Below are 16,274 nucleotides of genomic sequence, written 5' to 3' on the forward strand. Positions count from 1 at the left end.
TTATTTTGAGACAGCTAAAAAGAGAGTATTAAAATCAAAGAAAGGATGCTGTGCTAATAAGGTTAATTTTTAGCACAGTGAATAGTTATGAATCTACCAAATAAATTAACGATCATGCGGATCTTTTTAATTCCGATCTTTATGCTCGTCTTATTATTACCACTAGATTGGGGTAACGTTGTTCTTGCTCACACAACGATCCCGACCACACAATTAGTCGGAGCGCTGATTTTTGCGATTGCTTCGATCACTGATTTTGCAGACGGTCAAATTGCTAGACGACAACATTTAGTTACTAATTTTGGTAAATTTGCTGATCCGTTAGCTGATAAAATGTTAGTGATGACAGCATTTATTATTTTAGTACAAATGGGGAAAGTACCTGCTTGGGTAGCTGCGATCATTGTTTGCCGTGAATTAGCGGTTACTGGTCTACGTTTGATCGTCGTCGAAAACGATGGTCAAGTGATGGCGGCTGAGTTGCCAGGTAAAATCAAAACGATGACCCAAATGTTTGCGATTATTTTCTTATACTTAAACAACGTATTTTTCATCAACATTCATATTATGATCGGTGAGATTTTATTGTATATCTGTTTATTCTTTACGGTCTATTCAGGAATAGAGTATTTTTGGAAGAGCCGTTTTGTTTTTGCAGACTCATTTAACGATTGATCTTAACGGAATAATTAAAAAACCGCATTTTTGCGGTTTTTTTAGCATAATTTAGTTAGTTTTAGCGTATTTACTAAATAGGGAGCTTTTTAGCGATTTTTTATTAAATCAAACATTAGTTCGTAAAATGCTTGCTTTTTATTTTGAAACTAAGTATGATATAGATACGAGATAATTAAACGGAAAAGAGGAGGACTTGTAGTTGGCTGATGAAAGAAAAGCAGCGCTTGATAAGGCGCTTAAAAAAATTGAAAAAGACTTTGGTAAAGGTGCAATTATGCGTATGGGTGAAAAGACCGATACGCAAATTTCAACGGTTCCAAGTGGATCTTTAGCATTGGATGAAGCGCTTGGTGTAGGTGGCTTCCCTCGTGGTCGAATCGTTGAAATCTATGGGCCTGAAAGTTCTGGTAAGACGACAGTTGCTTTACAAGCTGTAGCAGAAGTGCAAAAACAAGGCGGTCTAGCTGCTTATATTGATGCTGAAAACGCACTTGATCCGGCCTATGCAACTGCTCTTGGTGTTAATATCGACGATCTTCTACTATCACAACCTGGTACAGGTGAAGAAGGTTTACAAATTGCCGACGCTTTAGTATCTTCTGGTGCGGTCGATATTGTTGTTATTGACTCTGTAGCAGCATTGGTGCCAAAGGCTGAAATTGATGGTGAAATGGGCGATTCACATGTTGGGTTACAAGCCCGTTTGATGTCACAAGCCCTAAGAAAACTTTCTGGGACGATCAATAAAACAAAGACGATTGCTTTATTTATTAATCAAATTCGTGAAAAAGTCGGTGTGATGTTTGGAAATCCCGAAACGACTCCAGGTGGACGTGCGCTTAAGTTTTATTCAACGATTCGCTTAGAAGTGCGTCGTGCAGAACAAATTAAAGATGGCGCTGAAGTGATTGGGAATAGAACTCGGATCAAAGTTGTGAAAAATAAGGTTGCTCCTCCATTTAGACAAGCAGAAGTTGACATTATGTATGGTGAGGGAATTTCCAAGACCGGTGAATTGATCGACATGGCGGTCGAACGAGACATCATCGAAAAGAGTGGTTCATGGTTCTCATATAATGGCAGTCATATCGGTCAAGGGCGTGAAAAAGCTAAACGTTATTTAGCTGAAAATCCTGACGTGATGGAAGAAATCACTCAAAAAGTGCGCAATTTTGCAAAAGAAGAACCGGTAGAAGAAACAACAGCTACAGAAACTACTAAAACTAATAAACCGGTTAGTTTGGCGAAAGCTGATAAAGAAACAAAAGATAAATAATGACAATAAAATATAAATAATATTTTTAAGCGTAATTATTTAAGGGGAATTACTTTCCTGGTTAATATTACGCTTTTTGTTTGTCCGTGTAACTGATAATTATTGACATCAGGTGATAGAAAACATTAAAATATTATTGTGTGTGAATTAAACGTTACATTTATTTTACACAACATAGATCGCGGAGGTGCAAATGTGAATTATTTGGTCGTCATCCTCGCAATCGCTGTTTTGACTTTAGTACTTGGTTTTGCTTTAGGAATTTTTTACCGCAAACGGACGTATGAACAATCACTTGACGCAGCAACTCAAACGGCTAAGGGTATTATTGCTAGTGCCAAAAAAGAGGCTTTATTAGAAGCAAAAGATGAAAGCCATCGCTACCGTAAGGAAGTTGAAAGTGAATTAAAAGAACGTCGCTTTGAGGTTCAAAAACAAGAAAATCGGTTGTTAAAACGAGAAGAGAATCTAGATCGTAAAGATTCTGTTTTAGATGAACGTGAACAGATCTTAACTCGTAAAGAGAGCAAGTTAACTGCTGAACAACAAAGATTAGAAGCAAAAACTAAAGAAGTCACTTCGCTTGAACAACAGCAAAAAGATAAGCTGGAAGAAATTGCAGCTTTGACTAAAGAACAAGCTAAAGATTTGATCATCAAAGATACACGCAATCAATTGAGCTATGAATTAGCCGTAATGATCAAAGACAGTGAAGCCCAAGCAAAGGCTTCAGCTGACAAAGCGGCTAAGAGTCTAATTGCGCAAGCTATCCAACGAAGTGCTGCTGATATGGTATCAGAGACAACAGTTTCGGTCGTTAATTTGCCTAATGATGAGATGAAAGGTCGCATTATTGGTCGTGAAGGGCGTAACATTCGTACTTTAGAAACATTGACCGGGATCGATTTGATTATCGATGATACACCAGAAGCTGTAGTGTTGAGTGGTTTTGATCCAGTTAGACGTGAGATCGCTAAGATGGCACTTGAAAAATTAATCCAAGATGGTCGGATCCATCCAGCTCGAATTGAAGAAATGGTGGAAAAAGCAACCAAAGAAATGGATAGTAAGATTCGCCAAACTGGTGAGGAAACGATTTTTGACCTTGGTATCCATTCGATGCATCCAGATTTGATCAAGACGATCGGACGCTTGAATTATCGAACCAGTTATGGTCAAAATGTTTTGAATCATTCGGTTGAAGTTGCAAAAATTGCAGGTGTCTTAGCTGCTGAATTAGGTGAAGATGTTACAATGGCGAAACGCGCAGGCTTACTTCATGATATCGGTAAAGCAATCGATCATGAAGTAGATGGATCCCACGTTGAGATTGGGGTCGAACTCGCTAAGAAGTACAAAGAAAATGAAGTTGTCATAAATACGATCGCTTCACACCACGGAGATGTTGCTCCTAAATCAATTATTGCTGTTTTAGTAGCAGCTGCTGATGCGGTTTCGGCCGCTCGACCAGGAGCAAGAAGTGAGTCGCTTGAAAACTATATTCACCGACTTGAAAAATTAGAAAATATTTCAAATGAATTTGATGGCGTTAAGAAGAGCTATGCGATCCAAGCTGGTCGTGAAGTTCGAATCATTGTCAAACCAAATGAAGTAAATGACTTAGAAGCAACCGTTTTAGCACGTGATATTAGAAAGAAGATCGAAGAAGAACTCGAGTATCCTGGACATATCAAAGTCACGGTAATTCGTGAAACCCGTGCTGTCGAGTATGCAAAATAATAATTAGCAATTTTTTAAAAAGGAGCTACAGCCCGTTTATTAGCTGTAGCTCCTTTTTTAGTTATAACGTTTTTCTTTAAGATCATTAGCTTGTGTTTTTGAGAGATTTCCGAGTGTAACCAAGCGGTCTTCGATCAAATCTAAAACATGGTTCCGATCAGCTGAGTTTTCGACAAAGTCATATTTATCGCCGTCAATGATAAGTAGCTCAGAAAGTTGATAATTTGCTTGAAATTCGTCGTAATAACGCAATAACCGTTGATAATAGTCGACTAAGGATGGATCAGTTGAGATCTGTTCATAGTCACGGCCACGTTTTTGGATCCGTTTGATCATAGTATCATATGAAACTTTGATCAAAACCATTAAATCGGCATTATTTGTGGGCGAAGCAAGTTTTAATTCGGTCAACATGTGTCCTAGTAATTCTTGATAAGTAGCATATTCGATCGCAGTTGCATTTCCCATATCAGTGTTCATCTTCATAAACATCGCATCTTCATAAATCGAGCGATCTAAAATATTATTTTTTTGTTGCATTGCTTGTTTCATCATCATAAAGCGTCGATTCAAGAAAAAGGTCTGCAAAAGGTAAGCATATGGATTAGTAGCATCTTTGTCACCAGCTTGTCGTTTTTTAGCGGCGATCTCATTTCCTTTATAAAAAAGTGGTAAAACAGGATTATCTTCGACTGGTTCAAAGAAAGGAGTCGAATTCAACTCCTCGGCTAAAAGTTGAGTTAAACTCGATTTTCCCGAGCCGATTATTCCGGCTAATGTGATCATAATAGGTTCATCCTCTCAGTTTAAGTACCTTAATTATCTTACAGTTTTAACAGTTTTTTTTCAAACTCAACTAAATCAAAAATATTTGACTAATAGGGTCAAGAGGACTATTATTCTTCTATGTTATTACAATAAGCAAAGTAATATTTTGTTTAGAAAGGCACGTGAGAAGATGAAGCAACAAAAAAGCCGTATTTTTATCGGCGCATTGATCACATTGGGAATTGTTTATGGTGATATTGGAACATCGCCATTGTATGTAATGAATGCTTTGTTAACTGATCTAGGCGGACCACAATATCTAACTAAAGAATATGTGATTGGCTGTTTATCACTGATTTTTTGGACTTTGATGCTGATGACTACTGTTAAGTATGTTTTGATCGCTTTGCGCGCAGATAACCGCGGTGAAGGTGGGATATTTGCGTTGTATGCGTTAGTTAGACAGCACAAGAAATGGTTGATTTACCCTGCATTGATCGGTGGAGCAGCGTTGTTAGCCGATGGAACACTAACACCAGCAGTGACGTCACAAGTGCGATCGAAGGCTTAAAAGGTGTTTACTTAGGCTCAAAAGTATGGATCAATTCGCAAAGTAATGTTATTATCGTGACATTTTCGATTTTGTTGGTTCTTTTTTTATTACAACGGTTTGGAACGAGTTTTATTGGTAAGGGTTTTGGTCCGATCATGTTATTATGGTTCGGTTTTTTAGCAGTCATTGGTTTAAGTAATATGTTTGCTGATTTCAGTGTTTTAAAAGCCTTATCACCGCATTATGGTCTGATGTTACTTTTTTCTAAGACTAATAAAGTTGGGATCTTTATCTTAGGGAGCGTCTTTTTAGCTACTACAGGTGCAGAAGCGCTGTACTCTGATATGGGGCATGTCGGACGAAAAAATATTTATTTGACTTGGCCACTAGTTTGCTTAGCGCTTTTACTAAATTATTTTGGTCAAGGAGCATATTTGATCACACATTTAGCTCAGATCAAAGCGGCTAAAGCTTTTGAAAATCCATTTTATGCGATCTTATCGCCAAATTTATATTTATTTGGTGTTTTGTTGGCGACGTTAGCAGCGATCATTGCGTCACAAGCCTTGATCACTGGCTCGTTTACCTTAGTCCAAGAAGCAGTCGGACTTAAGGTCTTGCCCCGCATGAAAGTTGAACATCCTAGCCTTTCGCGGGGACAGATCTATATTTCTGCTGTCAATTGGTTACTATGTTTGTGTACTACATTAGTCTTATTTTACTTTAAAACTTCCGAGCATATGGAAGCAGCGTATGGGCTAGCGATCACCTTAACGATGCTTATGACGACGTTATTATTATTTGAATATTTGCGTATGAAAGAAAAAACACCATTAGCGTACCTTGTTTTAGTCGTTTTTGGAGTAATTGAAATCATTTTCTTACTCGCCAGTTTGAGTAAATTTGCTCACGGGGGTTACATTACGGCGGTGATCACGGCTTTGATCTTAGCGATGATGGTTGCTTGGTATTTTGGTAATCGTGTGCGTGAAAGATACGCTGATCGCTCTGAAATGGTTAATTTACGTAACTATAAACAAATGTTACTCGATTTATCAAAAGATGAAAGTGAACCCCTTTTTACGGATAATTTGATCATCTTAGCAAAAGTTAAGCGCGATTTGAGTATCAAACGTGAGATCTTGTACTCGATTTTAGATAAGAAACCTAAGCGCGCAAAAGTTTATTGGTTTGTCAGTGTTAATACTACCGATGAACCATATACTAATTATTACACGGTCGATATGATGGGAACACGTAACATCGTTAATCTGCAGCTGTATTTAGGCTATAAAATGAGCCCAAGTGTCAATTTGTATCTTTACCAGATCGTTTCAGATTTGATGCAAAAAGATGTAATTGACGAACAACCGCAAAAATATACGACAAATCCCGGGAGAATTGTAGGCAACTTCTCTGTTTTGATGATTCAAGAAGTCCTTTCGCCTAATACGCGGATCTCACCATGGATCCGTCTTTTGATCTCGGCGCGGATCTTTCTACAAGATCACAGTACCACTCCGGTTCAGTGGTTTGGTTTAGAGACAAGTGAAGTTCATCTTGAAAAAGTGCCACTTTTCTTGAAGAAACGTAGCGTACCAGTGATCGAACAGCGAGTGATCTTAAATCCGAAAGATATTAAGCGTAGTACTTGTGAATGATGAAAGAAGCACGGCATAATTTTGCGGTGCTTCTTTCGGTTATTCTAACTAATTTAGAAATTTAATATTGTTTTTTTAAGTATTATACGTATAAAAAATGAATAAATTGGATAATAGTTCGATTTTTATTTTGACAATTTTCAAGTGCTTTGTTATGCTTAAAGCACTTAGGGAGGGATTAGCTTGAGTAATCGAATTAGTATTGTGATGGGCAGTTATTCGGATTGGGAAACAATGAAAAATACTGCTGAAGTTTTAGATGAATTTGGTGTAAAATATGATAAGGCTGTGATTTCAGCCCATCGAATGCCAGAAGAAATGTTGTCTTTTGCTAAAGGTGCAGTTGCAAATGGAATTGAAGTTATCATTGCTGGTGCAGGGGGGGCAGCTCACTTACCAGGGATGATTGCAGCCAATACTGTTTTACCAGTAATTGGGGTTCCAGTTCAATCACGAGCTTTAAATGGCTTAGATTCGTTATTATCGATCGTGCAAATGCCTGCTGGGGTTCCCGTTGCTACAACGGCAATCGGTGTAGCTGGTGCTAAAAATGCTGCCTTGTTAGCTTTACAAATTTTAGGTGTCACAGATAAAGATATCCAAGCAAAATTGCTCTCATATCGGAAAGAAATGCATGATAAAGCAGTTGAAAGCGGTGATCTTCTTGAATAATAAAATGGTCGCTCAAAATGGAACTATCGGAATCATTGGTGGTGGTCAATTGGGACAAATGCTCGTTTTATCAGCTAAGGAAATGGGACTTAAAACAGTCATTTTAGACCCAGATCCAACCTGTCCAGCAGGGCAAGCATCAGATGAACAAATTGTGGCTCCGTATGATGATTTTTCGGCGTTAGAAAAGTTAGCTAAACGCGTTGATGTTATGACTTATGAATTTGAAAATGTTGATTTAGAAGCACTTGAACATCTAACAGATGCTAAACTTTTACCACAAGGAACAAGGCTGTTAAAGATCACTAAAAATCGTTTAGCTGAAAAGACTTTTTTGCATGAAAGTGGGCTAAAGACAGCACCATTTGAGGCTGTTAAAAATAAAGTGGAGCTCAAACAAGCGGTAGCTAAGCTAGGAATGCCAAGTATTTTAAAGACTTGCGAAGGTGGTTATGATGGCAAAGCTCAAGTAACACTTAAGCAGTCAGCCGATCTTTTAGAAGCTGAGGAACTATTACAACAAGGACCTTGCATCTTAGAGGGATTTGTCGATTTTTCGATGGAATGCTCAGTTATGGTTGCGCGTAATGTAAGTGGCGCCACAACCGTTTTTCCTGTTAGTGAAAATATTCATCGTAATCATATTTTGCATGAAAGTATTATTCCAGCGCGCATGGATGAACATTTACAACACAAAGCTCAAGCACTTGCGCTTAAAATTGCTGAAAGTTTAGATTTACATGGAATTTTGGGCGTAGAATTTTTTGTGGGAAAAGACCAAGAGATCTATGTTAATGAACTAGCGCCACGTCCGCATAATTCAGGACATTTTTCGATCGAAGCTTGCAATTTTTCGCAATTTGATATTCATAATCGTGCAATTTTAAATTGGCCTTTACCACAGATCGAATTATTACGTCCGGCTGTTATGGTCAATGTTTTGGGGCAACATAAGGCAGGAAGTGAAGCCTTGATCGCCCAAAAACCACAATGGCATTTTCATGATTATGGCAAAAAAGATGTGCGCCATGATCGTAAGATGGGGCATATCACAATTTTAACAAACGATTTGTCAACGACTTTAGCTGAGATCACAGCAACTAAAGTATGGGATTAATAGAGTCAAAGGAGATTTTTTAATGATATCACGTTATACACGTCCAGAAATGGCTGCCATTTGGACAGATGAAAAGAAATTTGAATGTTGGTTAGCAGTTGAATTAGCTGCCGACGAAGCTTGGGCTAAGTTAGGACATATTCCAAGTGAAGATGTTGAAAAACTAAAAGCTAACGCTAAATTTGACGTTGACCGCATTCGGGAGATCGAAGCTGTCACTCATCATGACGTCATTGCTTTTACGCGTAATGTGTCTGAATCTTTAGGGGATGAAAAGAAATGGGTCCACTATGGCTTGACAAGTACGGACGTGGTCGACACGGCGTATGGTTACCAATTAAAACAAGCTAACGATATTATCCGTAAAGATCTTGAAGCTTTCACTGAAATTGTTGCAGATAAGGCACGTGAACATAAGAATACTGTTATGATGGGACGGACACATGGTGTTCATGCCGAACCAACAACCTTTGGAGCTAAGTTAGCTCGTTGGTATTCAGAAATGAAACGTAATATCGAGCGTTTTGATCATGCTGCTAAGGGTGTTGAAGCCGGTAAGATCAGTGGTGCGGTAGGTACTTACGCTAATATTGATCCATTTGTTGAAGAATATGTTTGTGAAAAATTAGGAATTCGTGCGCAAGAAGTTTCTAGCCAAGTCTTGCCACGTGATCTTCACGCAGAATATATGGCTACTTTAGCTTTGATTGCTACGAGTTTAGAAGAATTTGCCACTGAAATTCGTGGTTTGCAAAAATCAGAAACTCGTGAAGTTGAAGAATATTTTGCTAAGGGTCAAAAAGGTTCTTCTGCAATGCCACATAAACGTAACCCAATCGGTTCTGAAAATATTTGTGGTCTAGCGCGTGTTTGCCGTGGCCATATGGTAACTGCTTATGAAAATGTGCCACTTTGGCATGAACGTGATATTTCACATTCTTCGGCTGAACGGATCATTTTACCAGATACGACGATTTTGATCGATTACATGTTGAACCGTTTCGGGCGCATCGTTAAGAACTTAACGGTCTTCCCAGAAAATATGAAGCGCAATATGGATCGGACTTTTGGTTTGATCTACAGTGGCCGTGTCTTACTTAAGTTGATCGACACAGGTATGAGTCGGGAAGAAGCTTATGATTTAGTGCAACCATACACTGCCAAAGCTTGGGACGAACAAACACAATTTAGACCATTACTTGAAAGTGATGAAACGATCATGAGTAAGTTATCTAAAGAAGACTTAGATGATGCTTTTGATTACCATTGGCACTTACGTCATATTGATGATATCTTTAAAAAAGTTGGTTTAGAATAATTAGAAAAAAATAATGTTAAATAGTATCTCTAATACGAAGGATATTCGTACTGGAGATACTATTTTTTTGCTTTTTTATAATTTTTAATCAATAAAATAATTAATTATTGATTATATTTATAAAAAATTAATTAGTAAAACCGTTGCCAAAATGAGAGTAATCATATAAGATAAAATTTGAATACAATATATATAATTTTAGGTATAATATTTAAAACTTAAGCTATGTATTTGTATGTAATTTGAATCTATCTATGTGGGGAAGTCGATAGTTGTTGGAGGTGTTACATGATCAAACAGTGTATTAAGCAGGAAAGGAGATGAAGGGATGAAAATGTTTAGAAAAATATTGACAGTTATTGCATTAATATGCTTAATTTTTCCGATGTTCAGTCCACAAACGATTATTGCGGATTCGGGCTTAGCGCCTAAATATAACAGTGATGATAAAGGAATTTATCCAGCTGCATCATGGCAACCAACCGGCCAAGAAAATGTGATCAACCACCAAGGGGGCACAAGTTCTGGTTATGATGGGAATACAAGCTGGAATGGAGATCCAAGCAATCTTACTAATTCATATTTCAACTATGGCAATGCTAGTGATCCAGACTATGCGATCCGCCAATATGCCCGCGAAACGAGCACACCTGGGGTATTTGATGTCTATACCAATATCAAAGGTAATACGATCAAACAGTCCAAAACACTTGATTTGGTTTTTGTAGTCGATAGGTCTGCAAGTATGAATAACGATAGTAGGTATAGCTATATTAAGAAAGGTATTAGTGACTTCTTTACAGATATCAAAAAAGCTGGATTAGAGAATAATGTTAATGTGGGCTTAGTCACATATACCTACTCGTCTTTAACTACAGTTGAATTGGCTAGTGCAGCAACTAATGCAACTAAGATAAATAGTATGCTTAACGATAATAGTCCAACAGGTGGTACAAATACCCAAAACGGACTTCATGCAGCGGAACCGATGTTAGAAAAAGGTAGCGGTGACGAGAAAATGATCATCCTATTAACGGATGGTGAGCCTACTGGTTCCTTTAGAGTGAAGAGTGCTATTACTGAGAATGGTACCGTATACGGGACAAGTTTTGACTACAATCATATGGATGGCGATGGAACTTCCACGAGTATTTCATCATATACCGTTAATGGTCATTCGATAAATACAACATGGCCCGCTACTTTAGGTGAAGCACGTTTGATTAAAAACCAAGGTATTTCGTTACGGGCGTTGGGTATTAATATTGCAAATCAATATCAAGCGAACATGCAAAAATTAGCGAGTCCAGGACATTATGAATCGGTTACATCTGCTGCTGGGATCACTAACTATTTAGATAGTCAGACTGAAAATATTATCAGTAGTTTTAGCACGATCAGTAATGGTACAGCTACAATACCTTTAGGCAGTCAGTACGAATATGTAGATGCTAATGCTGCAACTGTAAAATCTGTTGGCTCAAAAACTGTGGGAACGGCTGCACTTCCTTGGATCGGTGGTTCAGGCAACACCATAACTTTAAATGGTATTAACTTGAGTAAAGACGAAGAAATTCAACTTCACTACCAAGTGCGCTTGAAGACTGGGACAGAGAATTTTAAACCGGATTATTGGTATCAAATCAGTGGCACAGCTGTTTTTAAAGCCGATGATATCAGTGATACAAAATTCGGGGTTCCTTCGGGTAAAGCTTCAGGGACAAGCATTGAAGTTACTAAAGAATGGAAGACGTTTAGTGATGACGTAACCTTGCCAGAAGATATCAGCTTTAAAGTGATTCGTGAAAATGCCACTAATGGTGCTTGGGGAGAAGCAACTGGTATTTTGACCGTCGCTGATAATTGGCAGAAAAAATTTGAAAAGTTAACCGTTGGATCAAGTCAAGTGTATTTAGCAAAATATGATGGTTTTGGTAATGACTATAAATATACAGTCAGTGAAGAAACCGCTGTTGATGGCTTTAATACACAGATCGAACACATTGGGGATAATAAATGGAAGATCGTTAACACTCAACTAGGGGTTCAAGTTGAAAAGCGAGCTGCCGAATCACAAGATAAATTATCTGGGGCAGAATTTAAGTTAGTTAAATATACTGACGATTTTGTCACAGAAGATCCAGATTTCTCACAAAAATTAAGCGGAAATTCCAAAGATATTACGGGAAATATCACTAATGGAAATTATGCTTTGATCGAAACAAAAGCTCCTACGGGTTATGAATTAGATCAAACACCACTTAAATTTAGTGTAAAAGATGGTAAGTTCTATGATGAAGCAGGCCAAGAAATCACAACTACAAAAGGTGAGCAAGACAAAGATGGTTTTTATTTGAACCTTTCAAATGAAAATGCATACATCTTGACTGGAGTGAAGGTCGATACGTTAAAAGCATTTGAATTGACGTTAAAGAAAACTGACACTGAAGGAAATAGTCTTTCAGGGGCAGAATTTGAGTTAACAAATGATCAAGGTGAAGTAATTGCTTTTGAATACGCTGATGAAGCTAAGACTAAGCTTAACTTCAAGGATTTAAAACCAGGAACTTATACTTTAACGGAAACGAAAGCTCCAGCAGATTATCATCTTTTAGAAGATCCAATCAAATTCACGATCACAGCCAAAGGTGAAATTGAATTTGAAAAGCAACCGACCGATTTAAAGGTAACGCTTGCTAAGGATGATACTGATACTAACCAAATTGAATTTGCAGTAGAAAATACAGCAATGCAAACGGGTAGTGTGACAGTTAAAAAATATAACCAAAATAAAGAAGAGTTAGCCAACGCTAAGTTTGAATTGATTCGTTACACTGATGAATGGCAAACGATCGATGAAAGCTTTACTAAACAAATCGTTGCTAACACAGAAGAAGTTTTAAGTGAACTTAAGTCTGGTCACTATGCTTTACGTGAAATCACTGCTCCTACAGGTTACGAATTAGACGAAACATTGGTCAAATTTAAGTGGGAAGATGAAAAATGGTTTGACGAAAATGGCGAAGAGATCACGGCAAGTACACCAACAGCTAAGAATCAACTTTATTTAGCAAGTGAAGGTTCAGCTGATTTATTTATCGCGCGTGAAAATACGCTTAAAGACACAACGTTGACCATTAAAAAAATCAATGGTTATACGCAAAAAGAATTAGCTGGAGCTGAATTTACCGTAACTGATGCAAACGGTAACGCTTATGAAGTAGTTTCAAGTACTGATGGCATCTTTACGGTTAAAGATCTTAAACCAGGATCATATACCTTAAAAGAAACAAAAGCTCCAGAAGGTTACGTGAAGTTAACCGAAGATATCAACTTTACGATCACTGCTAGTGGTACGGTAGAAGCTGATAAGAATGCTGACTTTACTTTAACTGACGATGGTCAAAACACGTTGACTTTAACGATCAAAAATTACCCAGCTGGTCTTTTACCAAAAACTGGGGGACAAGGGATCTTGTTATATGCGATCGTTGGTCTTATTTTGATCATCTTATCTGGTAGTGGGATCACGGTCTTTCGTAAGAGAAAAGGGGTGTAGGTCATGAAAAGGTTATTTAAAGTAATGTTTTTGATGATCGCCTTAATGTTCTCACTGCAAGGGATCGTGGCTAAAGCCGATGACGGCAGTTTACAAAAAGTACAGATCACGGTGCAAAATCAAGTTGAAAATCCTAATGGCAGTTCGCTTATTCCGGCTGCTGGAGTAGGACTTTCACTGTATGATCTTAGCCAAGAATATGCGCAACAAAAGACGACTGCAAAAGCAGAGGCATTTTTGGAAAGTTTTGCGCAAATGTCAGCTAGTCAAGTAAAAACTTATCTAGCTGACAATAAGATCACAAAGCTCCAAAGTGTAACTACTGCTGCCAATGGTAAAGCACAATTTGAGCTAGCTGCAAATCAAGGGGCATATTTGATCGTCCAAGATGAGATCATAGATGGGCAAACGATCATGCCACTCGCATTTGCTTTACCGTTGGTCAATGAAGATGGAAGTGTACAAACAAGTTTTGAGTTGTATGCTAAACCAGTCAAACTGACACGAGCACCATATTTTTACAAGTATGGCGTTAAAGATGAAGTTAGCGCACCATTGGCCAACGCTAAGTTTGTCTTAGGTAAGATAGTTTCAGGCGAAAAGCAATATTTAACTACTACTGGGACAGAATTTACTGCAAGTAAAACGCCAGCAACAGATGCTAACTTAAAAGTATTTGTCTCAGATGAAAATGGCTTAGTTTTATGTGATATTGGTTTGACCAATGGCGAATATTTCTTTGAAGAAATTAGTGCACCAACTGGTTATCAGATCTCAACTGAAGCTAAAAATGTTGTGGTGAAAGTTACTGATACCCAGGTTAGTGTAAACGGAATTGTTTTAGCTGAATTAGTGGCTGGAATGGTTCCAAGCTCATTTACGCAAGCACCAAAAGTTTTAAACTATGCAGTTACAACTGATAAAGAAGATGAAACAAGTGATAGTAAAAAAGATCCAGCTGATTCGTCTTCAAATACCGATAATGAAGTAGTTTCAGGTGCTCCAGGCCAATCAGGTAATGGTGGTTCAACTGGAGGAACAACTGCTAGTTCAACTAACGCAAAAGGTGATGCGACTGATTCAAGTATCGGTGGCATGTTAGCCCAGTTAGGTGAACAAAAAGAATGGATCTCTTTAATTGGGGTCTTGATGGTAATCTTAGCAGCAATGCAATTATATAAATTAAAAAAAGTAAGCAAAGGAAGTGGAAGTAATGAAAAATAAGCTTAAAGCAATTTTTATGAGTATCTTGTTACTAGCTTCAATCATTGTACCTGGTTTGGCTAGTGTTAAATCAGTTTCAGCGGATGAAACGATCCCTGACAAAGTCAATGTGACGGTGCATAAACGTGTGTTTGACAGTGAAACACCAGCACCAACTCAAAATACCGGTAATATCATGAGTGACTTTGGTGGGGATGCTTTACCAAACGTTGGTTTTACGGTTTATGATATTACAGATGAATATATCAAAGAAGTTTCAGGTAGTACTGCAGAAGATGCAACAGCTGCTTTAGTTGAAAAATATACTAATGCAACTCCAGCAAATGTAGCTGCAGACCAAAAATTAACAGATAAAAATGGTGACGTAACTTTTAGTGGCTTAGATACAAAAGCTGGTAATGAATTTAAAACATACATTATCTTAGAAACAAAGTCACCATCTGCAATCGTTGAAAAAGCTGCACCAATCGTGTTGACAATGCCAGTTTACGCTTACGATGCAAATGGTCAAGTAACAACAAACGTTTTGAGTGATATCCATGTTTATCCAAAAAACGCTGAAAATAACGATAACTACGAAGGTAAGATCTCCAAAGAATTAGTTGATGACACTGTTCACCACCATACAAACTGGACAGGTTTAGGTGCGATCAATGACACTGTGTTATCTCCTCGTGTTGGTCGCTTATTGCAATATGAAGTAACATACCATGTGCCTTCTTCAACAATTTTTGCTGAAAACAGTGGGATCGAAATCGTCGATGACCCAGGTGTTGGTATTGTTTTACCAGAACAAGTAGCTGTTGAAAATGGAAAAGTTGTAGATACGATCGTTGATACACTTAACGCTGATCCTGCTACTTTACGTGACAACGTTCAAGTAAAAATTGGTGACAAGGTTATTAATGCAACAGTTAAGTATGAAGAAGATCGTCAAGAAGGCGGTAACTCCAAATTTACTTTAAACATTACTGGTGCTGACAATGCTGACTTAGCTGGTGAAACTCTAGTGATTACTTACTATGCTTACTTAGCTAAGACAGAATCATCTTTGGATAACCCAGTCGATAACTCTATCACAGCTACAGCTGATACAACATCCGGTGAACAAGTTTCAACTGATGAAACAGCAACTCAAAACTCAATTTCACTATTGGCATCTCGTGCTGCGGTAGTGATGGCAGACCAAGCTCACAAGCCATTGGCTGTTGGTGGTTACAACTTCAAGAAGGTTGATGCACAATCAAATGCTGCTTTAGCAGGTGCACAATTCGTGGTTTACGATGTAAAACAAAAAGCTTATGTACAGTTCAACCAAGACAACGCTGGTAACCGTACAGAACAAAAATGGACTTCTGACATCAACAAAGCAACTGTTTATACTTCAGATGAAAAAGGTATGATCGAATTAGAATACTTACCATATGCTGATTATGAATTAGTCGAAGTTAAGGCTCCAGAAGGTTATGTTAAAGGTGGAAATGTAGAATTTACAGTTGAACGTGATTCATACAAGACAACAAAAGCAAATCCAGTCGAAGTTAAAAACGCTAAGAAGGGTCTCTTACCTTCAACTGGTGGTTACGGGATCTACATCTTCTTACTTGCAGGTCTTGCTTTAATGGCAGGTGCTTATGCATGGTTCCGTCGTGTTAACAAAAATGATAATGTTTAATATTTAAACGTTAAATAGTTATAAAGGGGTTGG

General features: G+C 37.9%; 10 protein-coding genes and 1 pseudogene. 10 read left to right on the plus strand and 1 reads right to left on the minus strand.

The window, feature by feature from the left end; all coding sequences use genetic code 11:
• Positions 1 to 87: 87 nt before the first annotated feature.
• The 3 genes from pgsA (at position 88) to rny (ending at position 3,694) form a co-directional block, all read left to right on the plus strand.
• The gene (pgsA, locus tag FC32_RS06445) at positions 88 to 675 is read left to right on the plus strand and encodes a CDP-diacylglycerol--glycerol-3-phosphate 3-phosphatidyltransferase (protein WP_025086659.1); all 588 of its coding nucleotides are present in this window, start codon (positions 88 to 90) and stop codon (positions 673 to 675) included.
• A gap of 202 nt (positions 676 to 877) precedes the next feature.
• Positions 878 to 1,954: a recombinase RecA gene (recA, locus tag FC32_RS06450; protein WP_025086660.1), complete on the plus strand. Its 1,077-nt coding sequence runs from the start codon at positions 878 to 880 to the stop codon at positions 1,952 to 1,954.
• A 195-nt stretch (positions 1,955 to 2,149) separates the two neighbouring features.
• Positions 2,150 to 3,694, plus strand: a complete 1,545-nt coding sequence (gene rny / locus FC32_RS06455; RefSeq protein WP_025086661.1) for a ribonuclease Y — start codon at positions 2,150 to 2,152, stop codon at positions 3,692 to 3,694.
• 57 nt (positions 3,695 to 3,751) lie between these two features.
• Here the strand turns inward: rny and FC32_RS06460 are convergent, their stop codons facing one another.
• Positions 3,752 to 4,480 (minus strand): deoxynucleoside kinase, encoded by a 729-nt coding sequence (locus FC32_RS06460; RefSeq protein WP_025086662.1) that lies wholly within the window; start codon positions 4,478 to 4,480, stop codon positions 3,752 to 3,754.
• A gap of 172 nt (positions 4,481 to 4,652) precedes the next feature.
• Between FC32_RS06460 and FC32_RS06465 the strand changes: the two are divergent.
• The 7 genes and pseudogenes from FC32_RS06465 (at position 4,653) to FC32_RS06495 (ending at position 16,241) form a co-directional block, all read left to right on the plus strand.
• A pseudogene (locus tag FC32_RS06465) lies at positions 4,653 to 6,676 on the plus strand (KUP/HAK/KT family potassium transporter).
• Between the two features lie 183 nt (positions 6,677 to 6,859).
• Positions 6,860 to 7,348, plus strand: a complete 489-nt coding sequence (purE, locus tag FC32_RS06470) for a 5-(carboxyamino)imidazole ribonucleotide mutase (protein WP_025086663.1) — start codon at positions 6,860 to 6,862, stop codon at positions 7,346 to 7,348.
• Positions 7,311 to 8,465 carry a 5-(carboxyamino)imidazole ribonucleotide synthase gene (gene purK / locus FC32_RS06475; RefSeq protein WP_235722443.1) on the plus strand — a complete coding sequence of 385 codons (1,155 nt, stop codon included), beginning with the start codon at positions 7,311 to 7,313 and terminating at the stop codon, positions 8,463 to 8,465. The genes purE and purK overlap by 38 nt, the downstream gene beginning before the upstream one ends.
• Positions 8,466 to 8,487: 22 nt before the next feature.
• Positions 8,488 to 9,783: an adenylosuccinate lyase gene (gene purB / locus FC32_RS06480; RefSeq protein WP_025086665.1), complete on the plus strand. Its 1,296-nt coding sequence runs from the start codon at positions 8,488 to 8,490 to the stop codon at positions 9,781 to 9,783.
• 328 nt (positions 9,784 to 10,111) lie between these two features.
• A complete protein-coding gene (locus tag FC32_RS06485; RefSeq protein ID WP_025087131.1) occupies positions 10,112 to 13,342 on the plus strand; it encodes a SpaA isopeptide-forming pilin-related protein in 3,231 nt (1,076 codons plus the stop codon).
• A gap of 3 nt (positions 13,343 to 13,345) precedes the next feature.
• Entirely contained in the window at positions 13,346 to 14,566 is a 1,221-nt protein-coding gene (locus FC32_RS06490; RefSeq protein WP_025087130.1) for a SpaA isopeptide-forming pilin-related protein, read from the plus strand.
• Entirely contained in the window at positions 14,556 to 16,241 is a 1,686-nt protein-coding gene (locus FC32_RS06495; RefSeq protein WP_025087129.1) for a SpaH/EbpB family LPXTG-anchored major pilin, read from the plus strand. Before FC32_RS06490 ends, FC32_RS06495 begins: the two co-directional genes overlap by 11 nt.
• Positions 16,242 to 16,274 lie beyond the last annotated feature (33 nt).

This window comes from Ligilactobacillus apodemi DSM 16634 = JCM 16172 (genome assembly GCF_001434405.1).
In the GTDB taxonomy this organism is placed as follows: Bacteria; Bacillota; Bacilli; order Lactobacillales; family Lactobacillaceae; genus Ligilactobacillus; species Ligilactobacillus apodemi.

Excerpts from the sequence above, each read along its gene's own strand:
- pgsA (WP_025086659.1), top strand. The coding sequence starts at position 88 with ATGAATCTACCAAATAAATTAACGATCATGCGGATCTTTTTAATTCCG.
- FC32_RS06460 (WP_025086662.1), bottom strand. The coding sequence starts at position 4,480 with ATGATCACATTAGCCGGAATAATCGGCTCGGGAAAATCGAGTTTAACT.
- purK (WP_235722443.1), top strand. The coding sequence starts at position 7,311 with ATGATAAAGCAGTTGAAAGCGGTGATCTTCTTGAATAATAAAATGGTC.
- purB (WP_025086665.1), top strand. The coding sequence starts at position 8,488 with ATGATATCACGTTATACACGTCCAGAAATGGCTGCCATTTGGACAGAT.
- FC32_RS06485 (WP_025087131.1), top strand. The coding sequence starts at position 10,112 with ATGAAAATGTTTAGAAAAATATTGACAGTTATTGCATTAATATGCTTA.
- FC32_RS06490 (WP_025087130.1), top strand. The coding sequence starts at position 13,346 with ATGAAAAGGTTATTTAAAGTAATGTTTTTGATGATCGCCTTAATGTTC.
- FC32_RS06495 (WP_025087129.1), top strand. The coding sequence starts at position 14,556 with ATGAAAAATAAGCTTAAAGCAATTTTTATGAGTATCTTGTTACTAGCT.